Genomic DNA, 15,891 nt, shown 5'->3' on the forward strand with positions numbered 1-15,891 from the left:
TCGACGCGACTACCTGGGCCGACGTCGTCCCTATCTGCTGTCCCGACGACGCGAGGAGGCCCGATGGCTTCGCCACAGCTCCCCCCGACGCCTCAGGCGCAGGGTCTCTACGACCCCGCAAACGAGCACGACGCCTGCGGTGTTGCCTTCGTGGCGGACGTGGCCGGCCGGCGCTCACACGAGATCGTGCAGCGGGGCCTGCAGGCCCTGCTGCGGATGGATCACCGCGGCGCGCGCGGCGCCGAACCCAACACCGGTGACGGTGCCGGCATCATGATCCAGGTTCCGGACGCGTTCTGCCGCGCCGTGGCCGGCGTGGAGCTTCCACCGGCCGGCCAGTACGCCACCGGGCTGGCGTTCCTGCCGACCGACCAGGCGGACGCCGAGCGCGCCATGGCCGTGTTCGACAAGTACGCCCTGGTCGAGGGTGCGCGGGTACTGGCCTGGCGCGACGTGCCGGTCGACGCCAGCGACCTCGGAGCCAGCGCCGTCGCCGCCATGCCGCGCATCGCACAGGTCTTCATCGCCGCTGACCGGCTCACCGAGTCGCCGGCGGGCCCGGCCGGCGAGCCGTTGAGCGGCCTCGAACTCGACCGCGTCGCGTTCTGCGTGCGCAGGCAGACCGAGCGCGAGACCCGCGAGCGGGGCATCGGCACGCACTTCCCGTCGCTGTCGAGCCGCACCATGACCTGGAAGGGCATGCTCGCCCCCGACCAGCTGCCGCTGGTGTACCGGGAGCTTTCCGACCCGCGCGTGGAGAGCGCGATCGCGCTCGTGCACAGCCGCTTCTCGACCAACACCTTCCCGTCGTGGCCGCTGGCGCACCCGTACCGGTACATCGCCCACAACGGCGAGATCAACACGATCCGGGGCAACCGCAACTGGATGGCCGCTCGCGAGGCGCTGCTCGCCAGCCCGGAGATCCCCGGCAACCTGCGCCGGCTGTTCCCGATCTGCACGCCCGGCGCGTCGGACTCGGCCAACTTCGACGAGGTCCTCGAACTGCTGCACCTGGCCGGACGCAGCCTGCCGCACGCCGTCCTGATGATGATCCCGGAGGCGTGGGAGAACGACCCCGGGATGGACCCGGCCCGGCGCGCGTTCTACCAGTTCCACGCGAGCCTGATGGAGCCGTGGGACGGCCCGGCGGCGGTCGCGTTCACCGACGGTACGGTGATCGGCGCCGTCCTCGACCGCAACGGCCTGCGGCCGGGGCGGTGGTGGCACACCGCCGACGGCCTGGTGGTGCTCGCCAGCGAGGCGGGCGTGCTCGACCTCGACCCGGCCACCGTCGTGGCCAAGGGGCGGCTCCAGCCCGGCCGGATGTTCCTGGTCGACACGGCGGCCGGCCGCATCGTCGCCGACGACGAGATCAAGGCCGAGCTGGCGGCGCAGGAGCCGTACGACGAGTGGCTGCACGCCGGGCTGATCCAGCTCGAGTCGCTGCCGGAGCGCGAGCACGTGGTCTACACCCACGACTCGGTTCTGCGCCGTCAGCAGACCTTCGGCTACACCGAGGAGGAGCTGAAGATCCTCATCGGCCCGATGGCCCGCGCCGGTGCCGAGCCGATCGGCTCGATGGGCACCGACACCCCGGTCGCGCCGCTGTCGACGCGCCCGCGGCTGCTCTACGACTACTTCACCCAGCTGTTCGCGCAGGTGACCAACCCGCCGCTGGACGCGATCCGCGAGGAGTTGGTCACCAGCCTGTCCGGCACGATCGGGCCGGAGGGCAACCTGCTCGAGCCGACGCCGGCGAGCTGTCGGCAGATCGTGCTGCCCGGGCCGGTCATCGACAACGACGAGCTGGCCAAGATCCTTTCGATCGACGAAGACGGCGACATGCCGGGCTTCCAGGCCGTACGCGTCTCCGGGCTGTACCCGGTCCGCGACGGCGCGGTCGGCCTCAAGGGGCGGCTGGTCGAGATCATGCGCGGCGTGTCCGAGGCGATCGAGGACGGCGTACGGGTCCTCGTGCTCTCCGACCGCGACTCCAACGCCGACCTCGCGCCCATCCCGTCGCTCCTGCTCACCGCCGCGGTGCACCAGCACCTCGTGCGCGAGCAGACCCGCACCCAGGTGGCGCTGATCGTGGAGTCCGGCGACTGCCGCGAGGTGCACCACGTCGCCGTCCTGGCCGGTTACGGCGCCGCCGCGGTCAACCCGTACCTGGCGTTCGAGAGCGTCGACGACCTGATCGCCACCGGCGCGCTGCCGGGCGTCAGCTCCGAGAAGGCGATCAAGAACTACGTCAAGGCGCTCAACAAGGGCGTCCTGAAGATCATGTCGAAGATGGGCATCTCGACGGCCTCGTCGTACTGCGGCGCCCAGGTCTTCGAAGCGGTCGGCCTCGCGCCCGACCTGGTCGAGCGGTACTTCACCGGGACCAGCAGCAAGATCGGTGGCATCGGGCTGGCGGAGATCCACGCCGAGGTCGCCGCCCGGCACGCCAAGGCCTACCCGGCCAACCCGGCCGAGCGCACCCACCGGCGGCTGGAGGTCGGCGGCGAGTACCAGTGGCGCCGCGAGGGCGAGCTGCACCTGTTCAACCCACAGACGGTCTTCCTGCTCCAGCACGCCACCCGGTCCCGCCAGTACGAGATCTTCAAGAAGTACACGTCGAAGGTCGACAGCCTCGCCGAGCAGGCGGCCGTGCTGCGCGGCCTGTTCCGGTTCAAGGCGGGCGTGCGCCCGGCCATACCGATCGACGAGGTCGAGCCGGCCAGCGAGATCGTCAAGCGGTTCGCCACCGGCGCGATGAGCTACGGCTCCATCTCGGCCGAGGCGCACACCGACCTCGCCATCGCGATGAACCGCCTCGGCGCCAAGTCCAACACCGGCGAGGGCGGCGAGGACGTCGAGCGGCTGCACGACCCGCTCCGGCGGTCGGCGGTCAAGCAGATCGCCAGCGGCCGCTTCGGCGTCACCAGCGAGTACCTGGTCAACGCCGACGACCTGCAGATCAAGATGGCGCAGGGCGCCAAGCCGGGCGAAGGCGGTCAGCTGCCCGGCAACAAGGTATGGCCGTGGATCGCCAAGACCCGGCACGCGACGCCCGGCGTCGGCCTCATCTCGCCGCCGCCGCACCACGACATCTACTCCATCGAGGACCTGGCGCAGCTCGTCTACGACCTCAAGAACGTCAACCCCAGCGCCCGGATCCACGTCAAGCTCGTCTCCGAGGTCGGCGTGGGCACGGTCGCGTCCGGGGTGGCGAAGACGAAGGCCGACGTCATCCTCATCTCCGGGCACGACGGCGGCACCGGTGCGTCCCCGCTCAACTCGCTCAAGCACGCGGGTACGCCCTGGGAGCTGGGGCTGGCCGAGACCCAGCAGACCCTGTTGCTGCAGGGGCTGCGGGACCGGGTGACGGTGCAGGTCGACGGGCAGCTCAAGACCGGCCGGGACGTCGTCGTCGCGGCGCTGCTGGGTGCCGAGGAGTTCGGGTTCGCGACCGCGCCGCTGATCGTCGAGGGCTGCGTCATGATGCGCGTCTGCCACCTCGACACCTGTCCGGTCGGCATCGCCACCCAGAACCCGGAGCTGCGCAAGCGGTACACCGGCAAGCCCGAGTTCGTGGAGAACTTCTTCCTGTTCCTCGCCGAGGAGGTCCGCGAGTACCTGGCCGAGCTGGGCTTCCGGACGCTCGACGAGGCGATCGGGCACGCCGAGCTGCTCGACGTGCAGCCGGCCGTGGAGCACTGGAAGGCGTACGGGCTGGACCTTTCGCCGGTGCTGCACGTGCCCGACCTGCCGGCGGACGCGCCGCGGCGGCAGAGCGTCAAGCAGGACCACAAGCTGGAAGAGGCGCTCGACAACAAGCTGATCGCGGCCGCCTCGGCGGCGCTCAACGACGGCACCCCGGTGAAGATCGAGATGCCGGTACGCAACGAGAACCGCAGCGTGGGCGCGATGCTCGGCGGCGAGGTGACCCGCCGGATCAGCGCGGGCCTGCCGGACGACACGATCGACGTGACGCTGCGCGGCACGGCCGGGCAGTCGTTCGGCGCGTTCGTGCCGCGCGGGATCACCCTGCGGCTGTTCGGCGACGCCAACGACTACATCGGCAAGGGCCTGTCCGGCGGCCGCCTGATCGTGCGGCCGGACGAGTCGGCGCCGTTCGTCGCGCCCGGTTCGCCGTACGGCGGCGCCGAAGACCACATCATCGGCGGCAACACCGTCCTGTACGGCGCCACCAGCGGTGAGGTCTACCTGCGCGGCCGGGTCGGCGAGCGGTTCGCCGTGCGCAACTCGGGGGCGACGGCGGTCGTCGAGGGCATCGGCGACCACGGCTGCGAGTACATGACCGGGGGTACGGTCGTGGTGCTGGGCAGCACCGGGCGCAACTTCGGCGCCGGCATGTCCGGCGGCGTGGCGTACGTGTGGAACCTCGACCGGTCCCGGGTCAACCCGGAGCTGGTCGACCTGGAGCCGGTGGCCGATCCGGAGCTGTTGCGGTCACTGGTCGCGCGGCACGCCGACGAGACCGGATCGACAGTGGCGTCTTCCCTTCTGCAACGGTGGGACGAGGCCGTCGTCGAGTTCACCGCGGTCGTCCCGCGCGACTACAAGCGGGTAATGGAAACGATCAAGGCCGCCGAGGCTGCCGGCCGTGACGTCGACGAGGCGGTGATGTCGGCCGCGACCGGGTCCTCGAAGCCCGCGCCGCCGGCGCCGACCCCTGAAGACAAGACGGAGGTGGCTCGTGCCTGACCCGAGCGGTTTCCTGCGCCACGGGCGCAAGCTGCCGGCCCGCCGGCCGGTACCGGTGCGGATCATGGACTGGCGGGAGGTGTACCCGTCCGCGTCCGACGAGCTGATCCGCGAGCAGGCGACCCGCTGCATGGACTGCGGCATCCCGTTCTGCCACGAGGGCTGCCCGCTGGGCAACCGCATCCCGGACTGGAACGACCTGGTCCGCACCGACTCGTGGCAGTTCGCCAGCGAGGCGCTGCACGCCACGAACAACTTCCCGGAGTTCACCGGGCGGTTGTGCCCGGCGCCGTGCGAGGCCGCCTGCGTCCTCGGCATCGCCGACGACCCGGTGACCATCAAGCAGGTCGAGGTCGAGATCGCCAACCGGGCGTTCGACCGCGGGTACGTGACGCCGCAGCAGGTACCGGTACCGACCGGCCGCAGCGTGGCCGTCGTCGGGTCCGGGCCGGCCGGTCTGGCCGCCGCGCAGCAGTTGGCCCGCGCCGGGCACGCCGTCACCGTGTACGAGCGGGACGACCGGATCGGTGGCCTCCTGCGGTACGGCATCCCGGACTTCAAGCTGGAGAAGGCGCACATCGACCGGCGCCTTTCCCAGCTCTCCGCGGAGGGCGTGCGGTTCGTGACCGGCGTGAACGTCGGCGTGGACGTGACCGTGGACGAGCTTCGCGACCGCCACGACGCGGTGCTGCTGGCCTGCGGCGCGCTGCAGGGTCGGGACGCCCCGGAGACGCCGGGGCGTGCGCTGCCCGGCGTGCACCTGGCGATGGAGCACCTGGTCGAGTCGAACCGGCACGTCGCGGGGTTGATCGACGCGCCTTCGGTGAGCGCGGCCGGCAAGCACGTCATCATCATCGGCGGTGGTGACACCGCCGCCGACTGCCTGGGCGTGGCGCATCGGCAGGGCGCGGCGAGCGTGACCCAGCTCGACATCTACCCCGAGCCGCCCGAGTCCCGTGACCCGACGCGCGACCCGTGGCCGACGTGGCCGTGGGTCCTGCGCAACTACCCGGCCCACGAGGAGGGCGGCGAGCGGCTCTTCGCGGTCGCGGTCCGCGAGTTCGTGGGTACCGACCGGGTCGAGGCGATCCGCATCAGCGAGGTGACCGTCACCAAGGTGGACGGCCGCCGGATCGTGGCCGAGGTGCCGGGTACGACCCGTGACCTGCCGGCAGACCTGGTGCTGCTGGCCATCGGGTTCGAGGGCACCGAGGAGGGCCCGCTGCTGGAGCAGGCGGGGCTCAGCCGCAACGGGCGCGGCGCGATCGACTGCGGGCCGGACTGGCAGACCTCCACGCCGGGGGTCTTCGTCGCCGGTGACATGCACAAGGGGGCGTCGCTGATCGTGTGGGCGATCGCCGAGGGGCGGTCCGCGGCGGCCGCGATCCACGCGTACCTGGACGGTGGCGGCCAGCTGCCCGCGCCGGTGAGCCCGGCGTCGGCGCCGATCGGGGTCTCCTAGTTCCCGCCGATCTTGGACACTTGGCGGTGCCATAGGCCCGCCAAGTGTCCAAGATCGTCAGATCACCTCGAATGACCGCTTGGCCAGCCCCAGCCAGAAACCGTCGATCTCCTGGCGCGGCGGCGCCTCGGGGTCGTCGGCGGCACCCAGGGTGACGAACAGCGGGGCGAAGTGCTCCACCGTGGGGTGCGCGTACGGCATGCCGGGCGCGTGGTGGCGGAAGTCGATCAGTTCGTCGACCGCGCCGCGAGCGAGAGCCTCGGCGGCCCACGCGTCGAACTCGGCCGACCACCCCGGCGGCGTGGCGTCGACCCGCCATTCCCGCAGGAACGGCAGGCCGTGGGTGAGGAATCCGCTGCCGATGATGAGGACGCCTTCGTCGCGGAGCGGCTTGAGCCGCCGGCCCAGGTCGAGCAGTCGTTCGGGGTCGAGCGTCGGCATGGAGATCTGGAGCACGGGGATGTCGGCGGCCGGGTACATGACGGTCAGCGGCACGTACGCCCCGTGGTCGAGGCCCCGGTCGGGCTGCTCGGCCACCGGCTCGGTGTCGGCCATCAGCGCCTTGACCTTCGCGGCGAGCGCGGGCGCGCCGGGGGTGCGGTACTGCGTGCGGTAGTAGCGAGCGGGGAACCCGCCGAAGTCGTAGACGAGAGGCACGCCGGTGGCTGTGGCGCCGATCGTGAGCGGTGCGGACTCCCAGTGCGCGGAGACGATGAGTATCGCGGTCGGTCGGGGGAGCTTGCCGGCCCAGGCGGCCAGCTCGTGTGTCCAGGTCGGGTCGTCCACCAGCGGCGGAGCGCCGTGTCCGAGGTAGAGCGCCGGCATCCGGTGCATTGCTGTCCCCCAATCCGAGTTGCGGCGATCTAGTTGAACGCTCAACTAGCAGCCTAACGGATTTAGTTGACACGTCAAGTACTTTTCCGTGTGGTGTGCCTCGTCACGCGCGGCGCCGCGAATTGTCGGTGGTCGTCGATAATATTCGTACATGTGTTCGATCATTGAGTGTGATGACGTCTCCTGGCTCTGTCGACAGCGGGACGGTGGTGAGCCGGGTCAGGGACGATGGGCGGGGCCCACGGTCGGCGGCCGCACGTGATCCGGGTTGGCGGCCTCCACAGTGGATGCCGTGGGCCAGAGCGCCCCGACCTCGTCGCGCATGCGCCGGCCCAGCCGGGCGTGCGCGGCCACGAGGGGATGGGTCGCGCCGTGGTTGTGGCCGTGTCCGGGTAGGTCGGCGAAGAACGAGAAGATGAGCCTCGGCGTCCGGTCGGCGTCGAACATGGCGCCGGCCTCGTGCCGGCCGTCGTCGAGGGCTCCGTACTTGCTGACCGTGCGGAGCCGCTCGGCGGACGACATCTCGCGGCGCACGCCGTCGGTGAAGCCGTGCAGGAGGCTGAGGACGAACCGGGTCGCCGCGGGGGAGACCATGGACCCGTCCACGAGCTTGTGCAGCAGCCGGTGCGTCTCGCGGGCCGTGGTGGTGCCCAGGAACATCCGCCGCGGGTCGTCCGGCAACGGCTCCACCCGGGTGTGCGTGAACCCCTTGCCGGCCAGGTACTCGTTGATCTCCGGGCCGGCGCACACCTGGCCGCACAGGCGGACCGCGGTGTTGTCCGACAGCATCAGCATTGCCGTGAGGACGTTCGCGAGCGTGAGCCGGTCGCCCCAGACCGTCTGCAGGTGGTAGATGCCGTCTCCGTACAGGACGGTGTCGGCGGTCAGTTCGAGCGTGCGGTCGAGTCGCAGCGCCCCGCGGTCCACCTTGTCCAGGACGGCGCAGGCGATGGCCGCCTTGTTCACGCTCGCGGCGGGTACGACCTCGTCGGCGGCGTCTTCGACGGCGACCCGGTGCGTACCGTCCGGGTCGGCCAGGGTCACCAGCGCGTGCCAGGAGCCGCCGGCCCGGGCGACCTCCCGTCGGTAGGCGCGCCGGATCCGGCCGCGCGCCTGCGCCGTACATTCTGTGCTGGTCGTGGCTCCTCCCGTCAGGTCGCCGGAGCGGGGGTACGGTCCCAGGTCTACCAAGATCTGGCGATCAGCGCAGGTCGGAGGTGGGTCACGGGCGGCTCCGGCGCAGCCGACGCGCTCAACCTGCGGGCCCGGCGCCCGGACTGACCGGGCAACGGTTAGCCTCATGTGTGTGATACGTCGCGCGAAGATCGTCTGTACGATCGGCCCCGCCACTTCCAGCCCGGAGCGCCTGCGCGGTCTCGTGGACGCCGGCATGGACATCGCCCGGCTCAACTTCAGCCACGGGAGCCACGCAGATCACGAGAAGGTCTACCACCTCGTACGGGAGGCCGCCGAGGCCTGCGGTCGGTCGGTGGGCACCCTCGCCGACCTGCAGGGCCCGAAGATCCGGCTGGGCCGGTTCAAGGACGGCCCGGTCGAGTGGCGCACCGGCGAGACGGTGGTGATCACCGGCGAGGAGGTCGAGGGCACCCACGACCGGGTGTCGGTCACCTACCGCAAGCTGCCCGCTGAGGTGAAGATCGGCGATCGGCTTCTCATCGACGACGGCAAGGTGGCCGTCGAGGTCATCGAGGTCGTGGGCACCGACATCCGCGTCCTAGTCGTCGAGGGTGGCCAGGTCTCCAACAACAAGGGCGTGTCCCTGCCCAACGTGGCGGTGAGCGTGCCGGCCCTGTCCGAAAAGGACGCCGAGGACCTGCGTTTCGCGCTCCGACTGGGCGTCGACCTGATCGCCCTGTCGTTCGTGCGCTCGCCCGACGACATCAAGCTCGTTCACGAGATCATGGACGAGGTCGGCGTCCGCCGCCCGGTGCTCGCCAAGATCGAGAAGCCGGAGGCGGTCGCCCAGCTCGAGGCGATCGTCGCCGCGTTCGACGGCATCATGGTGGCGCGCGGCGACCTGGGCGTGGAGCTGCCGCTCGAAGAGGTGCCGCTGGTCCAGAAGCGCGCCGTGCAGCTGTGCCGCGAAGACGCCAAGCCGGTCATCGTGGCGACCCAGATGCTCGACTCGATGATCGAGAATTCGCGGCCGACCCGCGCGGAGGCGTCCGACGTCGCCAACGCCGTACTCGACGGCGCGGACGCGGTCATGCTGTCCGGTGAGACGAGCGTCGGCCGTTACCCGGTGCTGACGGTCTCGACCATGGCGCGGATCATCTCGACGACCGAGGCCGGCGCCCTCGACGTGCCCCGGCTCCAGCACGACCCGCGCACCCACGGCGGCGCCATCACGGCGGCGGCCGCCCGCATCGCGTCGTCGATCGGGGCCAAGGCCATGGTCGCGTTCACCGTGACCGGAGACACCGTCCGCCGGCTGGCCCGCCTGCACTGCTACCTGCCGCTGCTGGCGTTCACGCCCGAGCCGACCGTGCGCAACCAGCTCGCGCTGTCGTGGGGGGTGCAGTCCTTCCTGTCGCCCTTCGTGGAGCACACCGACGACATGTTCCGCCAGGTCGACCAGGCGCTGCTCGGCATGGACTTCGCCAGCAAGGGCGACTATGTGGTGATCGTGGCGGGCAGCCCGCCCGGCACGCCGGGCTCGACGAACACTCTCCGGGTGCACCGGCTCGGCGACCTGGCGGACGCGGAGTGAGCGAGGTGATCGCCGGCCAGAAGGCGGTCGACGAGCTGCTCGAGCTACTCGATCTGCGCAAGCTCGGGGACACCACGTTCGAAGGGGTCAGCCCGAAAGTCGGCCTGCAGCGGGTGTTCGGCGGCCAGGTCGCCGGGCAGGCGCTCGTCGCGGCCGGCCGCACCGTCGACCCCGAGCGTCACGTGCACTCGCTGCACGGGTACTTCGTGCGCCCGGGTGACCCGACCGTGCCGATCCGGTACGAGGTGGAGAACATCCGCGACGGGAGTTCGTTCTCGGTCCGCCGGTCGGTGGCGCTCCAGCACGACCAGCCGATCTTCTTCATGTCGGCGTCGTTCCAGTTGGAGCAGGAGGGCCTCGACCACCAGGGGCGGTTCCCCCTGGACGTGCCGCAGCCAGAGGACGTGCCGACCATGGCCGAGCGGCTGGCGCCGTACCCGGAGCGCCGCAGCATCTGGGAGCTCATCCCGCGCCCGATCGACGTCCGGTACGTGGGGGAGCCCGGCTGGGTGCCCCCGGGCGACCGGCCGTCCGAGCCGCACCAGCGGGTGTGGATGCGGTTCGACGGCAAGCTACCCGACGACCCGCTGCTGCACGCCTGCGCACTCACGTACGCGTCCGACCTGACGCTGCTGGACTCCGTGCTGTCGATGCACGGGGCGGTGTGGGGGCCCGGCGGCTTCGAGGGCGCGAGCCTCGACCACGCGCTGTGGCTCCACCGGGCGTTCCGGGCCGACGAGTGGTTCCTCTACGACTGCTGGAGCCCGTCGGCGTCGGGGGCCCGGGGGCTGGCCAGCGGGCGGATGTTCACCGTGGACGGCCGGCACGTGGCGAGCGCCGTACAGGAGGGGCTGCTGCGACCGGTCGGTCGCGAAAGGCGATAATTCGTCCCATGCGACTGTCGGCCCGGGTTGATTACGCGCTGCGCGCGGTGGTGGAGCTTGCCGCGGCTACGAGCGGATCCGGCGGTGAGGACCGCCCAGTGACCTCCGAGCGGCTGGCGCACGCGCAGCAGATCCCGCCGAAGTTCCTGGAGAGCATCCTGCTGCAGCTGCGCCGCGGCGGTGTCGTCACCGCGCAGCGCGGCCCCGAGGGCGGATACCGGCTGGCCCGCCCCGCTGAGGACATTTCGCTGGCCGAGGTGATCCGGGTCATCGACGGGCCGCTGGCCAACGTGCGCGGGCAGCGGCCCGAGAACGTCGACTACAAGGGCCCCGCCGAGGCCCTGCAGGACGTGTGGATCGCGCTGCGCGCCAGCGAGCGGGAGATCCTCGAGCTCGTCACGATCGCCGACGTCGTCAGCCGGGAGCTTCCCGAGCGCGTCCGGGAGCTCGCCGCCGACCCGAGCGCCTGGGTGTAACCGCTCCCCTCCGCCCCCGGTCATCGTCAGGGACCGGGGGCGTCGTCGTCCCATCCCCTGGATCGACCGTTGACATTCCGTATTCACTAACCCCATTATCCCTAGCGAACAAGTGGGAAATAAATCTTGGGGGGACGGGATGACAAGAGCGATCATGCGGACGGTGGCGGGCGCGTTAGCCCTGGCGACGGTCCTGACCGGAGTGACCGCCTGCGGCGGTTCGTCGGCCAAGGCCACGTCGAACGGGCCGGTGACGCTACGGCTCGGGTACTTCCCGAACATCACCCACGCGACGGCGATCGTCGGCGATGCCAAGGGGTTGTACAAGGAGAAGCTGGGCAGCAACGTCACCCTCGAGACCAAGCAGTTCAACGCCGGCCCCGCCGCGGTCGAGGCGCTCTTCTCGGGCGCGATCGACGCGGCGTACGTCGGGCCCAACCCGACCGTCAACGCCTGGCAGAAGTCCAAGGGCAAGGCCATCAAGGTGGTCGCCGGCGCGGCCTCGGGCGGGGTCTTCTTCGTGACCAAGCCGACCATCACGTCGCCCGAGCAGCTCAAAGGCAAGAAGATCGCCACGCCCCAGCTCGGCAACACCCAGGACGTCGCACTGCGCTACTGGCTCAAGCAGCACGGCCTCACCGCCACCAAGGAGGGTGGCGGCGACGTCTCCGTCCTGCCGCAGGACAACGCCACGGCTGTGACCGCTTTCCAGACGGGGGCCATCGACGGTGCGTGGATCCCCGAACCGTACGCGTCCAAGCTCGTCGCCGCCGGCGGCCGGATCCTCGTCGACGAGCGCGACCTGTGGCCCGGCGGGAAGTTCGTCATCACCAACCTGATCGTCAGCACGAAGTTCCTCACCGAACACCGCGACGTGGTCAAGAACCTGATCGCCGGTCAGGTGGCGGCCAACCAGTTCATCAACGACCACCCGGAGGACGCGCAGAAGCTGGTGGCGGACCAGATCGGCAAGCTCAGCGGCAAGCCGTTGGACCTCAAGCAGGTCGCCACCGCCTGGAAGTCCACCACGTTCCTCAACGACCCGGTGGCCTCCTCGCTGCGCGACGGCGCCAAGCACGCCGAGGAGGTGGGGCTGCTCGAGCCCGTCGACCTGACCGGACTGTACGACCTGAGCCTGCTCAACGAGGTGCTCAAAGCCCAGGGGCAGCCCGAGGTGCGCTCGTGACCACCGCCCGCACGGCGGTCACCCTGTCCGGGGTCTCCAAGGTGTACGGTCGGGGTCCGGCCGCCGTGCACGCCCTCGACAGCGTGTCGCTCGACATCGCCCCGGGCGAGTTCGTCTGCCTCGTCGGCGCCTCCGGCTGCGGTAAGAGCACCCTGCTGTCCCTGGTGGCGGGACTCGACACGCAGGACTCCGGCAGCGTCGCGATCGTCGACGGGGCCCGCCCGGCGCTCATGTTCCAGGAGCCCGCGCTCTTTCCGTGGCTGACCGTCGCGGGCAACGTCACCCTGCCGCTCCGGCTGCGCGGTGTGCCCCGCCCGCGGCGCGCCGAGCGGGTCGCCGAGCTGCTGCGCTCGGTACATCTGGAGGAGTTCGCCCGGCGCCGCCCGCACCAGCTCTCCGGTGGCATGCGGCAGCGGGTCGCGCTGGCCCGTACCCTCGCGCTCGACACTCCCGTCCTGCTCATGGACGAGCCGTTCGGCGCGCTCGACGCGATGACCCGCGACATCCTCCACGACGAGATCGAGCGGATCTGGCAGGAGCGCGGCCTGACGGTGCTGTTCGTGACGCACAACGTACGGGAGGCCGCGCGGCTGGGCGACCGGATCATCCTGCTGTCCAGCCGGCCGGGGCGGGTCGTCTGGGAGCGCCGGGTGGACGTGCCGCGGCCGCGCCGGATCGACTCCCCGGAGATCGCCGAGGTCGCCGCCGAGGTGACCGACCGGCTGCGGCGGGAGGTCGGTCGCCATGGCCACTGACCTGGGTACGGCCGAGCGCACCATCACCGGCCTGGACGCGCTGGACCTCGCCGACCGCACCGCCACGCCGCGCGGCGCCCGGGTCTGGGCGGCAGCCTGGCCCAAAGTGCTCGCGCTCGGGCTCGCCGTCGGGCTGTGGCAGGTCGTGGTCTGGTCGGGCTGGCGGCCGGAGTACATCCTGCCCGCGCCGGCCACCGTCGCGGCGGCGCTGGTCGACCTGGTCCGCACCGGCGGGTTCTGGAGCAGTGTGGTGAACACCGCCGGCCGCGCGCTGTCCGGGTACTCGATCGCTATCGCGATCGGGCTGGTGCTCGGCGTCGCGGTCGCGCGGATCCGGGTGCTGCGGGCCGCGATCGGCTCGATGATCACCGCGTTGCAGACCATGCCGTCGATCGCCTGGTTCCCGCTGGCCATCGTGCTGTTCCAGCTCAGCGAGCAGGCGATTCTGTTCGTGGTCGTTCTGGGCGCCGCGCCGTCGATCGCCAACGGGGTCATCGCCGGCGTCGACTACGTGCCCCCGCTGCTGCTGCGCGCCGGGCGCAACATCGGGGCCCGGGGCTGGCGGCTGTACCGCTACGTCATCGGCCCGGCGTCGCTGCCCCACATCGTCTCCGGGCTCAAGCAGGGCTGGGCCTTCTGCTGGCGCAGCCTGATGGCCGGCGAGCTGCTGGTGATCATCCCCGGCCGGCCGGCCGTCGGCACCAGCCTGGAGCAGCACCGGGGCCTGTCCGAGTACCCCGAGATGATGGCCGACATGATCGTGATTCTGGTCATCGGCCTGCTCGTCGACGCCGTGTTCGGTGCGGCCGACCGCGCCGTCCGTACCCGCTGGGGGATCACCGAGAACCGGTGACGCGCCCGTCCGCGGCGGCCTGGATCAGCTTCCAGGTCGCCGCGGCGTGCCGCTCCTCGGTGGCCGGCGCCCCGACCGCCAGGCGCAGCACGTACCGGCCGCCGACCTTCGTGTGCGTCAGGTACGCCTGGCCGGTCGCGTTCACCGCCCGCAGCAGTTCCTCGTTCGGCGCGTCCGCGCCGCGCAGCCGGAAGCAGACCAGCGAGAACGGGTGCGGTGCGACGATCTCGAAGCGCCCGTCGGCGCGTACCCACTCGGCGAAGCGCTGCGCGACCGTCACGCTCGAGCGGATGTGCGCGCGCAGCCCCTCGGCGCCGTACCAGCGCAGCACGAACCACAGCTTCAGCGCGCGGAACCGCCGGCCCAGCGGCACCTGCCAGTCGCGGTAGTCGATGACCTCGCCCGACTCGGTGGCGGCGTTGCGCAGGAACTCCGGCAGCACGGTGAGGGCGCGCACCAGCTCGGCCCGGTCGGCGAGCCAGAACGCGTCGCAGTCGAAGCCGGTGAGCAGCCACTTGTGCGGGTCGAAGCAGTACGAGTCCGCGTACTCGACGCCGGCGTGGCTCCAGCGCAGCTCAGGGCAGACGGCAGCCGCCCCGGCGTACGCGGCGTCGACGTGCAGCCAGACGCCGTACTCGCAACAGATCGCCCCGATCTCCGGCAGTGGGTCGACCGCCGTGGTCGAGGTGGTGCCGATCGTGGCGACCACGAGCGCCGGGGTGCAGCCCGCCGCGCGGTCGGCGTCGAGGGCCGCGCGCAGGGCGTCCGGCCGCATCCGGTACTCGTCGTCGACCTCGACCGCGCGGACGTTCGCGTCGCCGGCGCCGGCGATCCGGGCGGCCTTCTCGATCGAGGAGTGCCCCTGCGTGGAGGTGTAGACCGTGTACCGCTGCCGGATGCCCGCGCGCCGCCACTCGCCGCCGCTCGCGCGGTGCAGGGCGGCCAGGGTCGCCACGAGCGCCGCGGACGAGGCCGAGTCCTGGATGACCCCGCCACCGCCGGCCCGCGAGCGGAACGCCGGCGGCAGGTCGAGCAGGTCGGCCAGCCAGTCCAGCACCACCGTCTCGACCTCGGTCGCGGCCGGGCTCGACAACCACAGCATCCCCTGTACGCCCAGCCCGGCGCAGACCAGATCGCCGAGGACCGACGGGCCGGAGGTGTTGGCGGGGAAGTACCCGAAGAACGCCGGGTGCTGCCAGTGGGTCAGGCCGGGGGTGACCACCCGGTCGAGGTCGCCCAGGATCGCGGCGAAGTCGTCGCCGGTCTCCGGCGCCCGGTCGGGCATCCGCGCCGCGATCTCGCCGGGGCGCAGGTCGGGGCTGACCGGCACGGTTTCCAGGTTCGCCCAGTAGTTGGCGATCCAGTCCACCACCTCGTACCCGTAGCGGCGGAACTCGTCGGGGGTCATGTGTGTTGCCACACCACGACCCTAATTCTCGTCGATGATGTCGAGAGCGCCGGTGCCTGCTCCGACCTGTATGCGGAAAGCGCCGACAAGGGCGCTCGTGGAGAGTGAGGATCCGGACGTGAAGTACATGCTGCTGATGCAGTTCAGCGCCGCCAACGCCGACTTCCCGGGTATCGACAGCTGGACACCGGAGGAGTTGGGGGCGCACATCGCGTTCATGCAGGAGGTGAACGCCACGCTCGCCGCGTCGGGTGAGCTGGTCGACGCCCAGGGGCTGGCGATGCCGGACCAGGCGCGGATCGTACGCGCCGGCCGTGACGGCGCGCCGGTGGTCACCGACGGTCCCTTCGCCGAGACCAAGGAGTTTCTGGCCGGCTACTGGATCGTCGACTGTGCCGGCCCCGAGCGGGCGGTCGAGATCGCCGCGCGGGTCTCGGCCGCACCCGGCCCCGGCGGCGCGCCGCTGAACATGCCGATCGAGGTGCGCCCGGTGGCGTCGGCGCCGTCCGAGGAGGGCTGACGCCGGCCGGGCACCCGGCATGATCGGCCTCGGGTCTGCGTTACCGAGGTCTCCCGGCCGCTGAGACCT

General features: G+C 71.3%; 12 protein-coding genes. 9 read left to right on the plus strand and 3 right to left on the minus strand.

Annotated features, from left to right (window positions below; all coding sequences use genetic code 11):
- Positions 1 to 63: 63 nt before the first annotated feature.
- Both gltB and HC031_RS01715 read left to right on the plus strand, forming a co-directional pair.
- Positions 64 to 4,713 carry a glutamate synthase large subunit gene (gene gltB, locus HC031_RS01710; protein WP_167923323.1) on the plus strand — a complete coding sequence of 1,550 codons (4,650 nt, stop codon included), beginning with the start codon at positions 64 to 66 and terminating at the stop codon, positions 4,711 to 4,713.
- Positions 4,706 to 6,175 (plus strand): glutamate synthase small subunit, encoded by a 1,470-nt coding sequence (locus tag HC031_RS01715; protein WP_167923324.1) that lies wholly within the window; start codon positions 4,706 to 4,708, stop codon positions 6,173 to 6,175. Before gltB ends, HC031_RS01715 begins: the two co-directional genes overlap by 8 nt.
- A gap of 57 nt (positions 6,176 to 6,232) precedes the next feature.
- Here the strand turns inward: HC031_RS01715 and HC031_RS01720 are convergent, their stop codons facing one another.
- Together HC031_RS01720 and HC031_RS01725 are read right to left on the minus strand one after the other, a co-directional pair.
- Positions 6,233 to 7,000, minus strand: a complete 768-nt coding sequence (locus HC031_RS01720) for a dioxygenase family protein (protein WP_167923541.1) — start codon at positions 6,998 to 7,000, stop codon at positions 6,233 to 6,235.
- A 228-nt stretch (positions 7,001 to 7,228) separates the two neighbouring features.
- Complete coding sequence (locus HC031_RS01725; RefSeq protein WP_240941978.1) at positions 7,229 to 8,200, minus strand: serine hydrolase; 972 nt, start codon at positions 8,198 to 8,200, stop codon at positions 7,229 to 7,231.
- A 109-nt stretch (positions 8,201 to 8,309) separates the two neighbouring features.
- On the opposite strand from HC031_RS01725, the gene pyk reads away from it, so the two are divergent.
- The 6 genes from pyk (at position 8,310) to HC031_RS01755 (ending at position 13,894) form a co-directional block, all read left to right on the plus strand.
- Positions 8,310 to 9,740 carry a pyruvate kinase gene (gene pyk, locus HC031_RS01730; RefSeq protein WP_167923326.1) on the plus strand — a complete coding sequence of 477 codons (1,431 nt, stop codon included), beginning with the start codon at positions 8,310 to 8,312 and terminating at the stop codon, positions 9,738 to 9,740.
- Positions 9,741 to 9,745: 5 nt separating this feature from the next.
- Complete coding sequence (locus HC031_RS01735) at positions 9,746 to 10,624, plus strand: acyl-CoA thioesterase (RefSeq protein WP_167923542.1); 879 nt, start codon at positions 9,746 to 9,748, stop codon at positions 10,622 to 10,624.
- Positions 10,625 to 10,632: 8 nt separating this feature from the next.
- Positions 10,633 to 11,100, plus strand: a complete 468-nt coding sequence (locus HC031_RS01740) for an RrF2 family transcriptional regulator (protein ID WP_167923327.1) — start codon at positions 10,633 to 10,635, stop codon at positions 11,098 to 11,100.
- Between the two features lie 139 nt (positions 11,101 to 11,239).
- Positions 11,240 to 12,286, plus strand: a complete 1,047-nt coding sequence (locus HC031_RS01745) for an ABC transporter substrate-binding protein (RefSeq protein ID WP_167923328.1) — start codon at positions 11,240 to 11,242, stop codon at positions 12,284 to 12,286.
- On the plus strand, positions 12,283 to 13,041 hold the full coding sequence (locus HC031_RS01750; protein ID WP_167923329.1) for an ATP-binding cassette domain-containing protein: 759 nt from the start codon (positions 12,283 to 12,285) through the stop codon (positions 13,039 to 13,041). Before HC031_RS01745 ends, HC031_RS01750 begins: the two co-directional genes overlap by 4 nt.
- The gene (locus HC031_RS01755) at positions 13,031 to 13,894 is read left to right on the plus strand and encodes an ABC transporter permease (protein ID WP_167923330.1); all 864 of its coding nucleotides are present in this window, start codon (positions 13,031 to 13,033) and stop codon (positions 13,892 to 13,894) included. Before HC031_RS01750 ends, HC031_RS01755 begins: the two co-directional genes overlap by 11 nt.
- Here the strand turns inward: HC031_RS01755 and HC031_RS01760 are convergent.
- Positions 13,878 to 15,314, minus strand: a complete 1,437-nt coding sequence (locus tag HC031_RS01760; RefSeq protein ID WP_338090429.1) for an aminotransferase class V-fold PLP-dependent enzyme — start codon at positions 15,312 to 15,314, stop codon at positions 13,878 to 13,880. The two genes, HC031_RS01755 and HC031_RS01760, sit on opposite strands and share 17 nt — an antisense overlap.
- Positions 15,315 to 15,429: 115 nt before the next feature.
- Between HC031_RS01760 and HC031_RS01765 the strand changes: the two genes are divergently transcribed.
- Positions 15,430 to 15,822, plus strand: coding sequence for a YciI family protein (locus HC031_RS01765; protein ID WP_205862184.1), 393 nt, complete (start codon positions 15,430 to 15,432; stop codon positions 15,820 to 15,822).
- Positions 15,823 to 15,891: the final 69 nt, after the last annotated feature.

Origin of the sequence: Planosporangium thailandense (genome assembly GCF_011947195.1) — a bacterium.
In the GTDB taxonomy this organism is placed as follows: Bacteria; Actinomycetota; Actinomycetes; order Mycobacteriales; family Micromonosporaceae; genus Planosporangium; species Planosporangium thailandense.

Coding starts and splice junctions, on each gene's coding strand:
- gltB (WP_167923323.1), top strand. CDS start 64: ATGGCTTCGCCACAGCTCCCCCCGACGCCTCAGGCGCAGGGTCTCTAC.
- HC031_RS01720 (WP_167923541.1), bottom strand. CDS start 7,000: ATGCCGGCGCTCTACCTCGGACACGGCGCTCCGCCGCTGGTGGACGAC.
- pyk (WP_167923326.1), top strand. CDS start 8,310: ATGTGTGTGATACGTCGCGCGAAGATCGTCTGTACGATCGGCCCCGCC.
- HC031_RS01740 (WP_167923327.1), top strand. CDS start 10,633: ATGCGACTGTCGGCCCGGGTTGATTACGCGCTGCGCGCGGTGGTGGAG.
- HC031_RS01745 (WP_167923328.1), top strand. CDS start 11,240: ATGACAAGAGCGATCATGCGGACGGTGGCGGGCGCGTTAGCCCTGGCG.
- HC031_RS01755 (WP_167923330.1), top strand. CDS start 13,031: ATGGCCACTGACCTGGGTACGGCCGAGCGCACCATCACCGGCCTGGAC.
- HC031_RS01765 (WP_205862184.1), top strand. CDS start 15,430: ATGCTGCTGATGCAGTTCAGCGCCGCCAACGCCGACTTCCCGGGTATC.